The organism is Methylobacterium sp. WL69 (assembly GCF_008039485.1).
Lineage (GTDB): Bacteria > Pseudomonadota > Alphaproteobacteria > Rhizobiales > Beijerinckiaceae > Methylobacterium.
Genome location: NZ_VRUZ01000086.1, coordinates 1 through 17,199, shown reverse-complemented (window position 1 = coordinate 17,199; position 17,199 = coordinate 1). Strand labels below are relative to the sequence as shown.

Sequence of the window (17,199 nt, the reverse complement as noted above, 5' to 3'; positions counted from 1 at the left end):
GGTCGAGGGGGCGGGTCGCGCCGCCTGGGCGACGGCCCGGGCGAGGATGGTGACGTGGACGTGGCGGTCGACGGCGTCGGTCATCCCGGCCTCGCGCAGGACCCCGTCGGCGGCGGCCGGATCGAACCGCTCGGCGAAGTCGGGTCCGATCCGGCCGCCGAACAGGCGGGCGGCCTCGGCGACCACGAGGGGGGCGCGCTCGATGGCGCCGATGACCACGCGGGCGCGGCCCGTCGCAGGCTCGATCCGCACGGCGCCGATGGCGTGGGCGAACTCGCCGATCTTGGCGCAGTGCTTGACGTAGCCCCAGGCGGTGCCGGGGGGCAGCGCCGGAATCCGCACGGAGACCAGCATCTCGCCGGGGGCCAGGGCCACGTCGAGGGCGCCGGTGACGAAGGCGTCCACGGGCAGGCGGCGGCGGCCGGTGCGCGCGGCCAGCTCGACCTCGGCCCCGAGGGCGATGAGGGACGTCACCCAGTCGGCGGCGGGATCGGCATGGACAAGGGAGCCGCCGAGGGTGCCGCGGTTGCGCACGGGCCGGTAGGCGATGGCCGCGGCGACGCGGGCCAGGGCGCCGCCGGTGAGGTCGGGCACCCGCCCGTCCTCGATGTCGGCGTGGGTGACGCAGGCGCCGAGCACCAGGGTGTCGCCCTCGATCGCCGCCCGGCGCAGTTCGGGGATGCCGGTGATGTCGAGGACGAGGTCGGGCTCGACGAGGCGCAGGTTGAGCATCGGGCCGAGGGATTGGCCCCCGGCCATGAGCTTCACGCTGCCCTCCGCCGAGGCCAGCCGGTCGAGGAGGGCGGCGAGGTCGGCGGGGCGCTCGTAGGCGAACCGGGCGGGTTTCATGCGGCCTCCCGCGCGGTGGCGGCGTCGCGGGCGGCGAGCACCGCCGCGACGATGCGGTGCTGGCTCACGGGCGAATGCAGCATCGCGACGCCGAGCGGCCGCAGGGCGTCGTTGATGGCGTTGGCCAAAGCCGCCGGGGGCGCGATGGCCCCGCCCTCGCCGATGCCCTTCACGCCGAACTGCGTGTAGGGCGAGGGCGTCGCCATGTGGTCGATGCGGGGTTCGGGCACCTCGGCCGGTCCCGGCAGGAGGTAGTCGGCGAAGGTCGAGGCCAGGGGCTGGCCGCGGCCGTCGAACCGCACCTCCTCGTAGAGGGCGGTGCCGATGCCCTGGGCGAGGCCGCCATAGATCTGGCCGTCCACCACCAGGGGGTTCACCAGGGTGCCGCCATCCTCGACGATGCAGTAATCGAGGATCTCCACCGCCCCGAGGTCGGGGTCGACGGCGACGACGGCCGCGTGGGCCGCGTAGGAGAAGGTGCCGGAATCGCGTTGCGGCTTGTAGCCGGCGGTGACTTCGAGGCCGCCGGGATTCACGTCGAGGGCGAGGTCCTGCGGGCGCCGGTACCAGGTGTGGGCGATCTGCGCGAGGGTGACGTCGCCCGAGGGACCGACCACGCGGCCGGCCTCGAACCGGCAGGCGGCCGGATCGGCCTGGAGCAGGTGGGCGCCGATGCGCAGGGCCCGGTCGCCGAGCTCGCGGCAGGCCGCCGCCACGGCGCCGCCGGCCATCACCATGACGCGGGAGCCCCAGGAGCCGGTGGAATAGGGCGTCATGGCGGTGTCGCCGTGGACGAGGCGGGTGCGCGCCACCGGCACGCCGAGGATCTCGTGGGCCACCTGTGCCAGGGTCGTCTCCAGGCCCTGCCCGTGCGAGTGGGCGCCGATGCGGAGTTCGAGGCCGCCATCGGGGGTGAGGCGCGCACCCGCCTGCTCGTGGCCCGGCACCATGGGAATGCCCCAGCCGGAATAGACCGAGGTGCCGTGCGCCGCCTGCTCGCAGTAGATCGACAGGCCGAGGCCGATGCGGCGCCCGTCCGCCTCGCCGGCCTGCTGGCGCTTGCGCACGGCGTCGACGTCGATGGCCTTCAGGACGCGGGCCAGGGCCTGCGGATAGTCGCCGCTGTCGAAGTGCTTTGCGGTGATGTTGTCGAACGGCATCTGGTCGGCGCGCACGAGGTTTCTTTCGCGCACGGTCCAGGGCTCGAGGCCCGCCTCGGCCGCGACGGCGTCGAGGATGAGCTCCATGGCGAAGCACACGCCGGTGCGGGCGACCCCGCGATAGGGCAGGATCGGGCACTTGTTGGTGGCCACCGACCAGGTCCGGCAGCGATAGGCCGGAAAGTCGTAGGGGCCGGGCAGGATGCTCGCCACCTGCGCCGCCTCCAGGCAGGCGGAGAACGGGTAGGCCGAGTAGGCGCCGGAATCGACGGTGGCCTCGCAGTCGATCCCCCGGAGGGTGCCGTCGCGCTCGGCATAGGCGGTGATGCGGTAATGGTGCTCGCGGCAATTGGCGTTGGCGGTGAGGTGCTCGCGGCGGTCCTCGAGCCAGCGCACGGGGTGGCCGACGCGGAGGGCCAGCCAGGCGAGGCAGACGTCCTCGGGGAGCAGGATCGCCTTGTAGCCGAAGCCGCCGCCGACATCGGGCGAGACGATGCGCAGGCGGCCCTGCTCGATCCCGAGGCATTCCGAGAGGCCGTTGCGCACGATGTGCGGCATCTGGCTCGCCGTGTGGACCACGAGCTGGTCCATGCGGTGGTCGAGATGGACCACGGTGCCCCGGCCCTCGATGGGGGCCATGCATTGCCGGCCCGTGGAGATGGTGCGCGAGACCTTGATGGGGGCGTCGAGGGCGGCGGAAAAGTTCACGTCGACCAGCGTCTCGAGGAAGACGTTGTCGCCCCAGTGCTCGTGGACCAGGGCGGAGCCGGGCTCGCGGGCGGCGAGCATGCAGTGGACGGCCGGCAGCTCTTCGAGGTCGAGGACGATGGCGGCGGCGATGTCCTCGGCTTGCGCCCGCGTCGGCGCGAGGCAGATGGCCAGGAGCTCGCCGACCTGCCGGACCTTGTCGCGGGCGAGGACCGGCTGCTCGGAGACCTTGAAGCCGGGAAGCCCCGAGACCGCCCGGATCGGCTGCACGTCGGTCAGGTCGGCGGCGGTGAAGACCCGATCGCGGTAGGCGTCGGGAACATGGATCGCCCGGATGCGGGCATGGGCCAGGGGACTGCGGACGAAGGCGACGTCCTGCAGGCCCGGCAGGCGCAGGTCGCCGACATACTGGCCGCGGCCGCGCATGAGGCGGTCGTCCTCCTTGCGCGGCAAGCGGGCGCCGACGCCCTCGGTGAGCGGGATCGCGTCGCTCATGCCTGTTTCCCCTCGATGAGATCGATGGCGGCCCGCACGAGCGCGCCGCCGGGACGACGCAGGTCGTTCAGAATGGAAAAATGCTCGGCCCCCGCGATCGGAATCAGCGGGCCCGGCGCGTGACGGGCGCTGCGCAGGGCGTGGAAGGCACGGGCGTCGTGGACGAGGGCCGGCCGCTCGGCGGTGCCGTAGGCGATGGCGAGGGGCTTCCCCACCACCGGCAGGCGCAGGGGGGAGAGGCCGGCGACCTCCGCGTCCGTGAGGGACAGGGCCCGGTTCAGCCCGGTGTCGCGGATGGGCCCGAGCTCGTAGACGCCCGAGATGGCGAGCCCCGCCGTCACGGCCGGGTGTGCCAACTGCATCGCCGCGAGATGCGCCCCCGCCGACCAGCCGGCCAGCACCAGGGGACCGGCGATGCCGTGGGCCGGCCCGTGCGCCGCGAGCCAGTCGAGGGCCCGGCCGATCTCGTCAACGATCCGGGTCAGGCTCGCTTCCGGCGCCAGGGTGTGGCCCGGCATGGCCACGGACCAGCCGGCGGCGGCGGGGCCTTGCGCAAAGCACGCGAACAGGTCGCGGGAATTGCGCTGCCAGTAGCCGCCGTGGATGAAGACGAGGCAGGGCGCCGCCGGGCTTTTCGCCGGGTAGAGGTCGAGGGCGGTCCCGGGCGCGTCGCCGTAGGGGATGTCGAGGGCGCCCGCATGGGCGGCCCGATAGGCGGCGGAGGCGGCGTTGCGGGCCGCCGCCTGGGCGGCGGCATCGGGCACCGCCGCGTTGTTGTCGTAGGCGGCGTCGCGCGCCGCCGCGTCGAGGCGGGACCAGTCGCGCCTCGGATCGGGCGGCAGCGGGGACGGATCGGCACCCATGGGGTCGTCTCCTTCGAAGTCCGGTTCAGGCCGCGATGGCGCTGGGCAGGATCGGCGAGTCGGCGTCGAAGCGCTTGCCGGCGCGCAGGCAGAAGGCCGGCTGGAGCAGGCGCTGGGCGATGACCTGCGTGTCCTCGTTGTCGCGCAGGAGGAAGCGGCCGCGATGGTCGTGGAGCACCGAGACGTCGGCGGAAAAGCCCGGCGTCAGGGCGCCGATGCGGTCGGACAGGCCGAGCATCTCGGCGGGATGCTTCGTCACCATGGGCACCACCTGTTCGAGGCTGAGGCCGAGGGCCATCATCGAGCTCATGGCCTGGGTCAGGCTGAAGCGGGCCTGGCCGAGGAAGGGGTGGTTCTCGTCGTCGTGGTGCTCGTCCGGCGTGCCGGAGGGCCGCGGCACCTCGGTGTTGTAGCCGTGCATGTCGGCGCCGAGGGTGTAGGGCATGACGCCGGCCGGCAGGGAGGCGCGGGCGACCCGGTAGGAGAAGTGGCTGCCGTGCCCGACATCGACCCGGAGGCCGGCATCCATGGCCGCCCGGATGATCGGGTGGACCACGCCCGCCTCGTTGATGAAGCCGCCCGGATGCCGGGTGAACGGGTGGGCCAGGAAATCCCCGGGGCGCAGGAGCGGGATCACCCGCTCCATGATGGTGTTGGCGTCCTCGCCGTTGGCGCCGCTCTCGGGCAGGCCCCAGAGCTGGCCGAAATGGACGTAGAGGGGCAGGTCGGCGCTGCGGCTGATCTCGGCCGCCATCTCCATGACCCGGATGCCCCAGCGGGCGAAGCCGCCGATCTCGGCATGGCCCTTGATGCCGCGCACGAGGTCGCGGTTCTCCACCGCCGACTTCACCGTGGCCTCGATGTCGACGCCCTCGGGGCTGTAGAGGTTCGGGTAGAAGTGGCCTTCGAGGCCGCCGACGAGGTAGGCGGACAGGAAGGCGTAGATCCGGGTCTCGGCCGTCTCGGCGACGAAGTGGCGGAAGCCCGGCAGGGTCATGCAGGACGCGCCGCCCTGGTCGATCACCGTGGTCACGCCCGAGCGCACGCCGACCATGTCGGGCGGCAGGCCGAACCGGCCGGTGACGTACTGGTAGACGTGGCCGTGGGTGTCGATCATCCCCGGCAGGACGAGCTTGCCGGCGACGTTCACCACCTCAGTGTCGGCGGAGGGAACGAGGCTGTCCGCCACCGCCGCGATCCGCCCGTCGCGGATGGCGACGTCCTTGAGGCCGTCGATGCCGGAAACCGGGCAGATGACGCGCCCGCCGCGCAGCAGCATGTCGTAGCGTGCGATATCCATTCCGTGTCTTTCCCCTCGCGCTCCGGCGCGATCGCTGCGACGGCCCTGGCGGGACCGCCGAAATGCGAAGTATGCTTCGCATTCAGCCAAAGCATGCGGCGTGCCACGGAGGGTCCCGTGGCGCGGCACGGGGAGGGACGGGCATGGACGAGGGCGGAGCGAGGCTGCGCGGGGACGCCGGGGCAAACGGGGCGGACGGTCCGGCGCCGTGGCCCCTGGCCGAGCGCCCCGGATTCCTGATGCGGCGCCTGCATCAGATCCATGTCAGCCTGTTTTCGGAGCTGTGTGGCGCCTTCCGCGTCACGCCCCTGCAATACAGCCTGCTGTCCCTGCTCCGGGCCCGCGACGGGGCCGATCAGACCACCCTGGCCCTTGCGGTCGCCCTGGACCGCACGACGACGACGGGCGCCCTCAAGCGCCTGCAGGCGCGCGGCCTCGTCGAGCGGTCGCCGTCCCCGGCCGATCGGCGCGCGCAGCATTGCCGCCTCACCCCCGAGGGCTGCGCCCTGCTGCTGCGGATGGAGGGCGCGGCCCGGCAGGCCCACGCCCTGACGCTGGCGCCGCTCTCACCCGCCGAGCAGGCCACCCTCATCCACCTCATGAAGAAGGTCACGGCGGCCCACGGCCAAAGGCGGGACGCGGGCGACGGGATGGTGTGATGCGGCGCATGAGGTGTGCGCAGCGATGTTTCCGGGTTTGTCGCAAAGATCAGGAATGCCGTTTCTCTGCGAGACGCGTGATTTCCTAAGGCCGTATTCGCTCGATCATTTCGGGGCGAGCGGTCGCTCCGATGCTCCCTTTCTTGGAAGGCAGGGCGATTGCAGATGAACCGCGACGGGCCCCTCTCCTGTTTGGGCGACGACATTCACACATCTCGCGGGCAGCGCAGGTCCCCTCTCCTGGAAGGAGAGGGACAGGGTGAGGTGTGGGACTTATTCGGAGAGTTCGCACACCTCACCCCAACCCTCTCCTTTCAGGAGAGGGAGCCCCGGTGCGCCTCCCGCCCCCGTCCGGATGCCTGCCGCTGCACGAAATCGGCCCATTCGCAGTTGTGTGAATCCTATAGCCTGGAAGGAGAGGGGACCCGCGCCGCCCACGAAATGTGTGAATCCGGAAGCCTTTCCAAGAACGAAGACCCGCGCGTCAGCGCGTTTTCCAGTCCTCGGCAAGACGACTCGAACGGATCAACCCGAAGTCGTCGCGGCAAGCCAGCGCGGCGTCCGGGCGAAGTCCATCGCTCGCAGGGCGAACCGACGAACCGGACATCCCATGAAGACTGTCTTTCAGACGACCGCACAGGCCGCCCCCGCCCATGTGCGCTCCAGCACACGGTGCCGGAACCGGACCCCCTTGAGCCGGTTGAGCAAGTACAATCGGGACGGACATCGGGTCTGTTCTGAATAAGGAGCCAAGACATCAAATGAAGACGCGCCTGTCCGCCCTCGTTGCCGCATGTGCCCTGGGTGCCGCTACCGTGACGCCGGCTTTGGCCTATGACGGACCGTCGCGCTTCATGTCCTACGCCCCCTACGGCATCGAGGCCACGGACACGGTTGTCGACGAGCGCGGCCCGACCTATCTCGGCTGCCCGGCGAGCTCGGCCGCCGACGGCAACGCCAACCAGCAGACCCGCCCGGTGATGCAGTACGGCCAGACCGCCGGCGGCTCGGCCTGCTGATTTTTGCCAAGCGGCCCTGATCCCGGCCCATGGCCGGGATCAGGGCGTTCGGCGGACGCCCGCCGCCGCGCGGTCGCGCGGGCAGACGACGCTGCGTTCGCCGCATCGTCGTCTGGCGCGACACACACGACAAGACACCGGACGGCCGCGGGGAGACCCGCGGCCGTTTTCGCGCGCGGGTCAGGCCTCGTCGCGCAGCTGCCGACGGATGATCTTGCCCGAAGTCGTCATCGGCAGGTGATCGCGAAACACCAGCACGCGCGGATACTCGTGGGCCGAGAGCCGGGTGCGGACGAAGGCCTGGATCTCGGCCGCCAGGGCGTCGGACGCGGTGAAACCGTCGCGCAGGACCACGTAGGCCTTCACGATCTCCGTGCGCAGGGGATCCGGCCGGCCCACCGCCGCCGCCAGGGCGACGGCGGGGTGGCGCCCGAGGCAATCCTCGATCTCGGTGGGGCCGATGCGGTAGGCCGCCGAGGTGATGAGGTCGTCGTCGCGGCCGACGAAGTGGACGTAGCCGTCGGCGTCGCGGCGCGCCGTGTCGCCGGTGCACATCCAGTCGCCGCGGAACTTTTTTTCCGTCGCCTCGGGCTGGTTCCAGTACCTCAGGAACATCACCGGGTCGGGGCGGGCGACCACGATCTCGCCGGGCTCGTCGGCGTCGGTCTCGGTGCCGTCGGGGCGCTGGATCATCACCCGGTGGCCGGGCACGGGCCGCCCGGTGGAGCCGGCCCGGGCGATGCCGGCGGAGGGGCAGGCGGCGAGCACGAGGTTGCACTCGGTCTGGCCATAGGCCTCGCCGATGGTGAGGCCGAGTTCGGCCTTCGCCCATTCGAAGGTCTCCGTCCCCAGGGCCTCGCCGGCCGAGGCGATGTTGCGGAGTTTCGTGAGGTCGAAGCGGCCGCGCGGGTCCGGCACCGTGCGCAGCATCCGCAGCGCGGTCGGCGGCAGGAACGCCACCGTGACGGCCTGCTCGGCCATGAGCCGGAACGCGGCCTCGGGCTCGAACCGCGCCGCCGGCTGCGCCACCACGGGCACGCCGAGGCGCAGGGCCGGCAGGGTCGCGTTGAGGAGGCCGCCGGCCCAGGCCCAGTCGGACGGCGTCCACATGCGGTCGCCGGGCCGGGGCGGGAAATCGTGCATCATCAGGAAGCCCGGCATGTGGCCGAGGAGCACCCGGTGGCCGTGGAGCGCGCCCTTGGCGAGGCCGGTGGTGCCGGAGGTGTAGATCATCAGGGCCGGGTCGTCGGGCCCGGTCTCGACGGGGGTGACGCTTTCGTCGGATGCGCCCGCCAGCAGGTCGGCGTAGGCCAGCGCCCCCTCGCCCGCGCCGTCGCGGTTCACCACGAGGTCGAGGGCCGGCAATCCGGCCCGCAGGGGCGCGACCTTGGCGAGGCCGGCGGCGTCGGTGACCAGCGCGCGGGCGCCGGAATCGGCGAGGCGGTAGGCCAGGGCCTCGGGGCCGAACAGGCCGGCCAGCGGCAGTGCGATGGCGCCGAGCTTGTAGGCGGCGGCGTGCGCCACCACCACGGCGGCCGATTGCGGCAGCAGCACCGCCACCCGGTCGCCGGGCCCCACGCCGCGCGCGCGCAGGGCCGCCGCGAGGCGGTCGGACTCGGCCTTCAGGGTGCCGAAGCTGGTGGCGGCGACCCCCGCCGCCGTGACCTCGAGGATCGCGGCGCGGTCGGGTTCGCGCGCGGCCCAGACGTCGCAGACCTCCACGCCCATGTTGGTCCGGGCGGGGATGTCCCAGGCGAAACCGGCGCCGAGGCCGGCGGGGTCGGAGGCGGGCGCCAGCACCGTCGCGTCCTAGAGCTTGTGGCCCGGGAAGCCGCCGGCATGGATGAAGTCGGTGATGGGGCGGCGCCCGTTCGGCACCTCCTTCTCGCGCTGCTCCCCGCTCAGCTGATCGCGCGGGGTGGCGCGGCCGACGGCGTAGGCGGCCTCCACGTGGTTGCCGTCCGGCACGGCCAGCAGGGTCGCGGCGCGGGGCTTGTCGAACCCGCCCATGCCGTGGACGTGCCAGCCCTGGCGGATGGCCTGGAGCTGGAAGTTGGCCGAGGCCGCGCCGGTGTCCAGGGAATGGCTCGGCGTGGGTTTCAGGACGTCGCCGACCTTCATGTGCGTGTTCGACACGAGGATCACCAGCGCGCCGGCATCCTGGGCCCATGTCCGGTTGCCGGGCACGAGGAGGTCGAGGAACGGCGCCCAGTGGGGCGTGTCGCGCAGGGCGTAGAGGAAGCGCCACGGCTGGGAATTGTAGGAGGACGGCGCCCAGCGCGCGGCCTCGAACATCCTGAGCAATTCGGATTCCGGCACCGCCTCGCCGGTGAAGGCGCGGGGCGACCAGCGCTCGGTGAACAGGGGATCGATGGCGTGGTCGGGCTGACGCGGATTCACGGCGAAACTCCGGGGCGGGGGGCGCCGTTTCGCCTTGCACTGGATGGGGGCCGGGTGCAAATCCCGGCCCCCCGGCCCTTGGTCCTCAGCGACGACCGTTCGGGTCCTACTCGACGACCTTGGCGACGGGGCGGTCGTTGCCCTGCGCCGTCTCGTCGTGCCAGGCGCCCTGGCCGTCCTGGTAGCGGATGCCCTCCGTGGAGCCCGGCACCTGCTGCTCGGCCGCCGCCGCCTGGGCCGCCTGGAGCGCCTCGTCGTGGCTCGGGAAAGTTTCGGAGAACACGTCGCCGACCTTGTAGGCGTAGCCGCCGTCGTGCTCGACGATGCGATAGGTGACGTCCGACATGGGGTTGGTCCTCGTGCTGTCGGGGGCGAACCGGCGCGGAGGGCGGGAGGTTCCGTGGGTGCCCGCCGCCGCGGCGTCCCGATCGGCCCTCGGACCCCGCCCTCGCCGCTCCGGCACTACGGGCCCGGCGGGCGGTCGGCCTCGCCGCCATCCGCCGCGTAGGCCGTGACGATGGCCGCCAGCAGGCCGGGAAACCGGGCCTCCACCTCGATCCAGCGCGAATGATTCCGCATCTCGACGCCGCGGCGCTCGCTGCGGATCAAGCCGGCGTCGCGCAGCACCTTGAAGTGGTTCGACAGGGACGATTTCGGAATCACCCGATCGCCGAGGGCGGACACCGCCGAGCAGGCCTCGACGCAGCCCGCGCGCATGATGCGGGCGAAGATCGCCGCGCGGTTCGGGTCCGACAGGGCGTGCAGAATCGCCTCGGGCCGGACGTCCTCGATGGCGGGGTGGAACAGGGGCCTCATGATTTCTTCATCTCGGGGCTTGATCCGCGCTTCCATAGTTCCGAACTCTCGAACTATGGGAATCAGGCGACCGTCCCGGGGCCCGCCCATGTCGAAGGTTTGCGCACATGTCGAAGCTCGAAGGCAAGGTCGCCGTGGTGACGGGCGCGTCGAAGGGGATCGGGGCGGCCATCGCCAGGACCCTGGCGAAGGAGGGTGCGGCCGTCGTGGTCAACTACGCGTCGAGCAAGACGGGGGCCGACGCCGTCGTCGCGTCCATCACCGCCGCCGGCGGCCGGGCCATCGCGGTCCGGGGCGACGTGTCCAAGGCGGCCGAGGCGCAGGGCCTGATCGCGGCGGCGGTGGAGCGGTTCGGCCGCCTCGACGTGCTGGTCAACAATTCCGGTGTCTACGAATTCGCCGCGATCGAGGAGATCACCGAGGCGCATTACCGCCGCCTCTTCGACGTCAACGTGCTCGGCGTCCTGCTGACGACCCAGGCGGCCGCGAAGCACCTCGGGGAAGGCGGGAGCGTCATCAACATCTCGTCGGCCATCACCCACGTGCACACGCCGACGGCGGCGGCCTATGCCGGGACCAAGGGCGCCGTGAACGCGATTTCGGGCGTCCTCGCCAACGAGCTGGCCCCCCGCAAGATCCGCGTCAACGTCGTCAGCCCCGGCTTCGTGGTCACCGAGGGGACGCACACCGCCGGCGTCGTCGGCTCGGACATGGAAGCCGGTTTGGTCGCGCAGACGCCCCTCGGCCGTGCCGGCCAGCCCGACGACATCGCCGGGGTGGTCGCCTTCCTCGCCTCCGACGAAGCCGGCTGGCTCACCGGCGAGGTGATCACGGCGAGCGGCGGCATCCGCTGACGCGCGGCGCCTCAGGGCGCGGGCCGGGGCGGCGCCGGCTTGGCGCGCGCCGCCTCCGCCGCCTTCCCGGCCGCCGCGTAGAGGTTCAGGCGGGCATACACGCCGAATTCCGAGCCGTCGTCGAGGAAGCCGCCGCCGGGCCCCTGCGTCTCCGTCAGGATCGCGTTGGCCTCGTCGAGGCTGAGCGCCGGAAACGCGGCGGTGAGCAGGTGGCCCGCCTCCGGGGCGAGGCGACCGACATCCTCGGACGTGCCGGCGGTCCGCGGATGGACGACGGGGAGCCCGTAGGTCTGCGTGGCGGCATAGAGGGCCGCATTGGCCGCCGGATCGCGGAAGCGCCCGGTATCGGCTCCGGCGCAGGCCGCGATCCCGCCGCCGCAGCCATCCCGCAGGAAGGCGGCGAGGTCGGCGCGGGCGGCGCCGAGGGCCGCCCGGTAGTCGGGGACGGCCACCGCCGCGTTGGTGGCGCGGCTCATCTCGTCGACCACCGCCGGATTGCGGCGGACCTGGCCGACATAGGCGGGATCGTTGGCCAGCAGATGCGCCACCGCGTGCAGGGCCACGGCGCGGCCGCCGAGGACGTCCATGGCGTAGTGCGCGCCCACGAGGATGCGGTTGTTGCCGTACTCGGCGGCGCGGGCGATCATCTGCTGGTAGCGCTCCGGCACCAGGATGCCGAGCACCACGGACTCGGTGTAGCCGTAGGTGGTATGCCCGCTCGGGTAGGACGGGCTGTCGGTCAGGTTCTGGTTCGGCCCGTGCAGCCAGTCCAGGGAGTGGGAGGGGCGGCCGAAATAGTCGGGCCCGCGATAGGCGAACAGCTGCGGCAGGGTCTGGAACGGGCGCGCATTGCCGAAGGCGTCGGCCCCCTGGCTCCCGGCCCGGCGCCCGTAGGCCCGCCCGAACGCGTCGGTGACGCCGCCGCTGTCCGTCAGGATGGCCGCCGCGGCGTCCGAGACGGGCGCCTTGCCGTTGGTGGTGGCATTGGCGAAGAAGTACTTGCCCGCGTTGGAATCCGACTTGGCGACGTTGTTGGTGTAGCCGAGGAGGTCGGCGACGGACGGCGCCACGTTGGTGAAGGTCTCCGGGTCGGCGTAGCGCGCCCCGGCCTGGTAGAGACCGCCCAAGGTGCTGCCGAGGCCGTCGGCGAGCTCCGTCGCGTTGCCGTCGGTGATGAAGGCGTCGCGCAGGGCGAGTTGGCGCTGCTCGGCGAGGGGCAGCAGGAGCGGCGGCCCGGCCGCGCCGGACTGGATGTCGCCCGTGACGGCGAGGTTCGCGTCGAGGGCCGCACGCCCCTCCGGGCTGGCGGCGAGGGTGCCGACGGGCGCGAGGCCGCGCAGGGCCTTCAGGTTGGTGGCCGACTGGGCGACGGCGGGCAGCGGGGCCAGGAGCAGGCAGAGGGCGAGCGCCCCGGACCCGCCCGTCTTCGACCTCGCAAGCGTCCTCAGGCCCTTCAGCGTCCTCGACATGACGTCCCTCCCCCTGTGCCCGGCCATTCAAGACCGGAGGCCCGGTGCCGCGTCCAGGGCGGAATCGCCGCCCCGCGAGGGCATCCCGTCCGAATGTCCGGCGTGCCCCGGGCCGGGGCCCGATCCGATCACCATCGGATCGCGGCGACGACCGTGTGACGTGCAGGCCCGGAATCCGGCGTTTCCCCCCTCCGGGCCGGGGTCTTCCTCAGTGCCGGGTCACGCCGGCCCAGGGCAGGGTCGGCACCGCCGCCTCGCAGCCGGCGATGAGGGAGGCGCGGACATCGTCGGCGTCGTAGCCGCGCCCGTGCGGGAAGGCGACGAGTTGCGCCGTCGCCTCGCCGGCGCGGCGGATCCGGGCGATCCAGGCCTCGGGGCTGCGGGTGAACCGGACCTCGTAGGTGACCGTATCCTGCTCGAAGGTGTGGGGCTCCAGGGTCTGGGGGGCCGAGGTTAGAGAGTTCATGCCGCGTCTCCCGTGCCATGCCCCTCGGGGCCTCGCCCCATATGGGCGGCCGGGCTATGGGCTCCAAGAGTCATTCAGACGGGCTCCGAACCCCGTGCCCTGAAGTCTTCTCCGAAGTCCCCCCGAGGTCCCCATGCGCCTGCCCGCCCTCACGGTCCTCAGCCTCGTGCTCGCGATCCCGGCCGCCGCCCCGGCCGGGGCGCAGGGCCGCCCGCGCGCGCCGGACGGCGTGCCGCCGAATCCGTTCGCCTCCAACTACCCCTCACGCCCGCCCGAGGCCGACCGGCCCCGGCCGCGCCGGGACCGCGCCGTCGGCGAGGCGCTCCGGCCGCCGCGCGACATCCCGAATCGGTAGGGGTGAAAACCGGACGGATGCCCTCCTACAGTGTCCGAGATGAGTGGGGAGCGGACCCTACCCCCTTCGCCCTGAAGCGGACGTTCCCCCGACGACCCAACTCGGTCGCCCTGAGGGCCATGGGCGCTTCCCGAAAGCGGCCATTGGTCTGCCATCGGGGAACTTCGGCTTGGGGTGGCTAGCGAACCAAAGCTATCTACCCCGAAGCAGACGTTCCGTTATAAGCCCAGCTTATCCAAGCGACTCGTACAGTATTTGTATACAATCAGATTTGAATTTAAATTAATAACTGCGAAAAGAGTTCTCATTTATCTGCAAATTCGCTTCGACTTAATTTTATCGCTGAGCATCATACAAATCCGCGAGCAGCCGCGCTTACTAGAATAATTCTTTAATGTGAAATATTTTGTCTCTCCACCCGCCTTCGTAGCAAATCTCGATCGTAATCGGTGATTAGTTCTAAATTTGCCAGATGCTCGACAAGGGCTGAAAAGCTCACACGCAGCTGTTCAGCCGCAGCATTCACATCGCTTGGTTGATTAAACGAGTTTGCGCTGCCGAACGCTCTTAGAACTAGAAAGCGAGGCATGAGAAACATTGCGGCGAACGCATTCGCACGCTTCTCAACGCCACGAGGTGCCCATGGGCCGCTCGCCATTCCGACACTGATTGCCAAGGAACGGTCGTGAAGCAGATGCGCCAACTCGTGCGCAAGCGTGAACCTTTCGCCTTGATGACCTTCATTGTAAATGCTGGACGAGTTAATAACAATTGTTGATCTAAGTCCGCTGCCAGCCAGCGCAATACCTCGAATTTCATGAGTATCAAGTGAAATTCTCTGTATAGATACGCCAAAATCTATCAAAAATCCTTCTATATCAACGAAATCTTGCACAAATCTGTCGATGGTCCCAAGATCGAAAAAGGCGGCAGCGAGATCCTGGCCTTCTAGAAAAGGTGAACGAAGCGGAGCTCCCCCGCAGTCATTAACGAATTCCAATAAGGCATCTCCCTCAGTCGCAGAGGCGGCAGCTGACATGACGACGTTTGTCACTGCCGCAACGTCGTTTGAAGTAAGATTTGGCGCGAGACCTCCAAACATCGCAACTGCCGGAGAAAACAGGGCAGCCGCAGGTGCGCCAGGTGCACACTCGGCAAAAAACATTTCGCCTATGCCACCGGCCTCAAATGCCGATTTCGCAGCCCTCGCCAGGTCACGGCCAATCCTTGCCGAAGCCAGGTCGAGCACTGTCGCTCGCTCAATAGATTGAAGGCGTAATTCTAACCGTTCAAGTGACGCCGCATCTCGCTCATCGCTAAGTCTTTCCACTCCTGCGCTTACAACCCAATGCAGCGCGTTCCAGAGCGGCACGGCGACATCCTGCACTGGCAGATATGCCACGCCTGGCTCAGCGACGAACCGAAGCCCCTCAGGCGCAAATGGAGGGTCCGCAGCTGTCCAAGATAATTCGATATTATCCAAATAACGCCTGAAGAATAAGTCTGGTATGCCCCCCCATTTGCAGCAGACCGGATAGCGTGTGCCTTGCGCCAAGCTTGCGCCTCAGCATACTCTCCGCGACTAAACGCATCTCTAGAATCGATTAGCTTATCAAGACGTCGATTTGTAGCGAGTGCTGCTGGGGCAGCGCTCCGCTCGCGCCAAGAAAACTCCTCTTGATGCAGCAGAATTATCCAATTTTCCGCCAGCCATTCGGCGATTGGAAAGAGATACCAGCTAGCAAATGATTGCGAGGCTACCCCGCGGAAATTCTTCGTCAGATTTTGGCCTGCAACGATGATACGAAGATCGCCAACTGACCAACCATAGTCGGCTGGTCGCCGGGAACGCTTTTCGAAATCGCTCCTCCACCTCAAGCTGATTTCGAATCGGTCCGGGGTGCCGAAACTCTGAAACTCACTCATCATCGGTGTCCAACGGCCAGCGAATATCCTTCGGCTGTCGAGAGTAGTAGCGCTTAACGTCGCGGCCAACCACGCGGCCGCTATCGAGCCACTCATCCTTCATCCAGGCCGGGACATCTTCCCATGGTAGCGGAAACCCCTGCCACGTGCCATCTGCGGTCGGCTTCGCCTCAAATGCGATACCATTTCGGGTCGCGAACCGTCTCATACTTTCCGGATCGACGAGCGCCTCATCGAAGAGTGCCGCAGCTTGCGTGCCCTGCCACTCAAATGAATGCGGGTCATTCCCTAGCGACCCAGCCGGTCCACTGTGTGTCCATTCCGGGCAAATCGTGCCTTTTCGTCCACGCGATGGACGCGATTTGTGCTTGAGTGATCCACGATACAGATGGGGCACGGGTTCAGATGACGACATCTATCTCAACAAACGACAGGCTGGCTATAACTAGCACGTTTTGGCGCTCATTATCCATGACGGGGATTGGCCAATCCAACAACTGAGGGGGTTCGGCTTGGCGATCAAACTCAGCTGCTTCTAATCACATAGCGATGTCCTGCTGAGTAGGCCGAACAAGGACAGTGTAGAAATCCACTTGTCTCGGTCAATCGACTCGATGTCAACGAAGAACCCGGGAGTAGCCTTCTAGAGGGTTTGCAATGAGTCGTGAGCGGGCGCAGCAGCAACGTCCGCTTTAAATGCATTGCCGTCCAGAAGTGGACCATCTGCACTCCACCCGTCCCGGCTGTTGGTCCCTGTCTCACCGAGCAGCCCGCAAGCGGACGCTCCCGACTTCTGCAAGGGGTCGCAACTCGGACGCGGCCAACGAGGTACCAAGCATCAGGCTTCCTTCACTAGAACAGAAGTCCGGTCGCCCCGACGCGGCCGGGGCGACCCCGCGCCCTACGCCCCCGGCAATTCCCCCGCGATGGCCGTGACGATGCGGGGATCGTTGGGTTCGGTGTTGTGTGGATAGGCGCCGACGAGGCTGCCGTCGCGGCCGACGAGGTACTTGTGGAAGTTCCAGCCCGGCGTCGCGCCGGGCTTTTCGGCCGCCGCCCAGCGGTAGAACGGGTGGGCGGCGGGGCCCTTCACGTGGGTCTTGCCGACGATGGGGAAGGTGACGCCGTGATTCTTGCGCGCGGCCTCCGCGATGGCGACGCCGTCCAGGGGCTCCTGGTTGCCGAAATCCGGCGACGGCACGGCGATCACCGTGAGGCCGCGGGCGCCGAACCGGGTCCACAGGCCCTGGAGCCCGACGAACTGCCCGGCATAGCCGCAGGCGGTGGCGGTGTTCACGACGAGGATCGGCTTGCCGGCCAGGTCCGCCAGGGCGAGGCCGCCGCCCTCGGGCTTTTCGAAGGTGAAGGCGCCGGCCCGGGTCTCGCCGGCGAAGGCGCTCCGCGTGCCGCCGGCCAGGGCCGCGCCGAGGAGGATCAGGGCGTGGCGGCGGCCCAGGGGGCCGAAAACGGGGGATGACGGCATGGCGGGACTCCCGGTCGCTGCGCGGCGCGGGGCCCCCGCGCAGGGTCGGTCCGGAATCTAGGGCGAAAACGGCCGGCCTGTCGCGCGCGGATCGTCCCAGGTGCCTCACCAAATGACTCGCCAAGTGACTCGCCAAGTGACTCGCCAAGTGCCGGGACCCGCGCCAAAGGCGAGGCCATCGGGGGCGGGGGGGGAACCATCGGGCGGTCCCGAGCTTGAGCGTCCGAGACGGCCCCACCGGCCATCACCCGCATCGCCCTCGGAAAGACCAGCCCCCATGCGCAGCCTGTTGCTCGGAACCGTCCTCCTCGCCGCGAGCACCCTGAGTGCCCTCGCCCAGGCGCCGGAGGCCACCGCCCCCGGCACGGCCCCGATCC

16 protein-coding genes are annotated in these 17,199 nt (G+C 69.6%); 4 read left to right on the top strand and 12 right to left on the bottom strand.

Features of this window, described 5'->3' with window-relative positions:
* From FV218_RS18105 to FV218_RS18090, 4 genes are all read right to left on the bottom strand, one after another.
* The coding region (locus tag FV218_RS18105; RefSeq protein ID WP_147710994.1) for an FAD binding domain-containing protein at window positions 1-849 on the bottom strand (849 nt) is incomplete at its 3' end.
* Entirely contained in the window at window positions 846-3,212 is a 2,367-nt protein-coding gene (locus tag FV218_RS18100) for a xanthine dehydrogenase family protein molybdopterin-binding subunit (protein WP_147710993.1), read from the bottom strand. The genes FV218_RS18100 and FV218_RS18105, both read right to left, overlap by 4 nt.
* Window positions 3,209-4,075 carry an alpha/beta hydrolase gene (locus FV218_RS18095; RefSeq protein ID WP_147710992.1) on the bottom strand — a complete coding sequence of 289 codons (867 nt, stop codon included), beginning with the start codon at window positions 4,073-4,075 and terminating at the stop codon, window positions 3,209-3,211. The genes FV218_RS18100 and FV218_RS18095 overlap by 4 nt, the downstream gene beginning before the upstream one ends.
* A 25-nt stretch (window positions 4,076-4,100) precedes the next feature.
* Complete coding sequence (locus FV218_RS18090; protein WP_147710991.1) at window positions 4,101-5,375, bottom strand: amidohydrolase/deacetylase family metallohydrolase; 1,275 nt, start codon at window positions 5,373-5,375, stop codon at window positions 4,101-4,103.
* Between the two features lie 239 nt (window positions 5,376-5,614).
* Between FV218_RS18090 and FV218_RS18085 the strand changes: the two genes are divergently transcribed.
* Window positions 5,615-6,034: a MarR family transcriptional regulator gene (locus FV218_RS18085; RefSeq protein ID WP_244474976.1), complete on the top strand. Its 420-nt coding sequence runs from the start codon at window positions 5,615-5,617 to the stop codon at window positions 6,032-6,034.
* A 761-nt stretch (window positions 6,035-6,795) separates the two neighbouring features.
* The gene (locus FV218_RS18080; protein WP_147710989.1) at window positions 6,796-7,053 is read left to right on the top strand and encodes a hypothetical protein; all 258 of its coding nucleotides are present in this window, start codon (window positions 6,796-6,798) and stop codon (window positions 7,051-7,053) included.
* A gap of 180 nt (window positions 7,054-7,233) precedes the next feature.
* Here the strand turns inward: FV218_RS18080 and FV218_RS18075 are convergent, their stop codons facing one another.
* The 4 genes from FV218_RS18075 to FV218_RS18060 all read right to left on the bottom strand — a co-directional run bounded on the left by FV218_RS18075 (window position 7,234) and on the right by FV218_RS18060 (window position 10,269).
* Window positions 7,234-8,853 (bottom strand): AMP-binding protein, encoded by a 1,620-nt coding sequence (locus FV218_RS18075; RefSeq protein WP_147710988.1) that lies wholly within the window; start codon window positions 8,851-8,853, stop codon window positions 7,234-7,236.
* 9 nt (window positions 8,854-8,862) lie between these two features.
* Complete coding sequence (locus tag FV218_RS18070) at window positions 8,863-9,453, bottom strand: nitroreductase family protein (RefSeq protein WP_147710987.1); 591 nt, start codon at window positions 9,451-9,453, stop codon at window positions 8,863-8,865.
* Window positions 9,454-9,559: 106 nt separating this feature from the next.
* Window positions 9,560-9,799, bottom strand: coding sequence for a hypothetical protein (locus FV218_RS18065; RefSeq protein WP_056090534.1), 240 nt, complete (start codon window positions 9,797-9,799; stop codon window positions 9,560-9,562).
* A gap of 116 nt (window positions 9,800-9,915) precedes the next feature.
* Window positions 9,916-10,269 (bottom strand): helix-turn-helix domain-containing protein, encoded by a 354-nt coding sequence (locus FV218_RS18060; RefSeq protein WP_056091508.1) that lies wholly within the window; start codon window positions 10,267-10,269, stop codon window positions 9,916-9,918.
* 107 nt (window positions 10,270-10,376) lie between these two features.
* Here FV218_RS18060 and FV218_RS18055 point away from each other — a divergent pair, with 107 nt between their 5' ends.
* Window positions 10,377-11,123 carry a glucose 1-dehydrogenase gene (locus FV218_RS18055; protein ID WP_147710986.1) on the top strand — a complete coding sequence of 249 codons (747 nt, stop codon included), beginning with the start codon at window positions 10,377-10,379 and terminating at the stop codon, window positions 11,121-11,123.
* A gap of 11 nt (window positions 11,124-11,134) precedes the next feature.
* Here FV218_RS18055 and FV218_RS18050 read toward each other — a convergent pair whose 3' ends face one another.
* Window positions 11,135-12,592, bottom strand: a complete 1,458-nt coding sequence (locus FV218_RS18050) for a phosphatase PAP2 family protein (RefSeq protein ID WP_147710985.1) — start codon at window positions 12,590-12,592, stop codon at window positions 11,135-11,137.
* Window positions 12,593-12,800: 208 nt separating this feature from the next.
* Window positions 12,801-13,058 (bottom strand): hypothetical protein, encoded by a 258-nt coding sequence (locus FV218_RS18045; RefSeq protein ID WP_246685170.1) that lies wholly within the window; start codon window positions 13,056-13,058, stop codon window positions 12,801-12,803.
* A 133-nt stretch (window positions 13,059-13,191) separates the two neighbouring features.
* Here FV218_RS18045 and FV218_RS18040 point away from each other — a divergent pair, with 133 nt between their 5' ends.
* Window positions 13,192-13,413 (top strand): hypothetical protein, encoded by a 222-nt coding sequence (locus FV218_RS18040; protein ID WP_147710984.1) that lies wholly within the window; start codon window positions 13,192-13,194, stop codon window positions 13,411-13,413.
* Between the two features lie 391 nt (window positions 13,414-13,804).
* Here the strand turns inward: FV218_RS18040 and FV218_RS18035 are convergent, their stop codons facing one another.
* Complete coding sequence (locus FV218_RS18035) at window positions 13,805-14,785, bottom strand: ImmA/IrrE family metallo-endopeptidase (RefSeq protein WP_147710983.1); 981 nt, start codon at window positions 14,783-14,785, stop codon at window positions 13,805-13,807.
* Window positions 14,786-16,240: 1,455 nt separating this feature from the next.
* The gene (locus FV218_RS18030) at window positions 16,241-16,822 is read right to left on the bottom strand and encodes a glutathione peroxidase (RefSeq protein WP_056090521.1); all 582 of its coding nucleotides are present in this window, start codon (window positions 16,820-16,822) and stop codon (window positions 16,241-16,243) included.
* Window positions 16,823-17,199 lie beyond the last annotated feature (377 nt).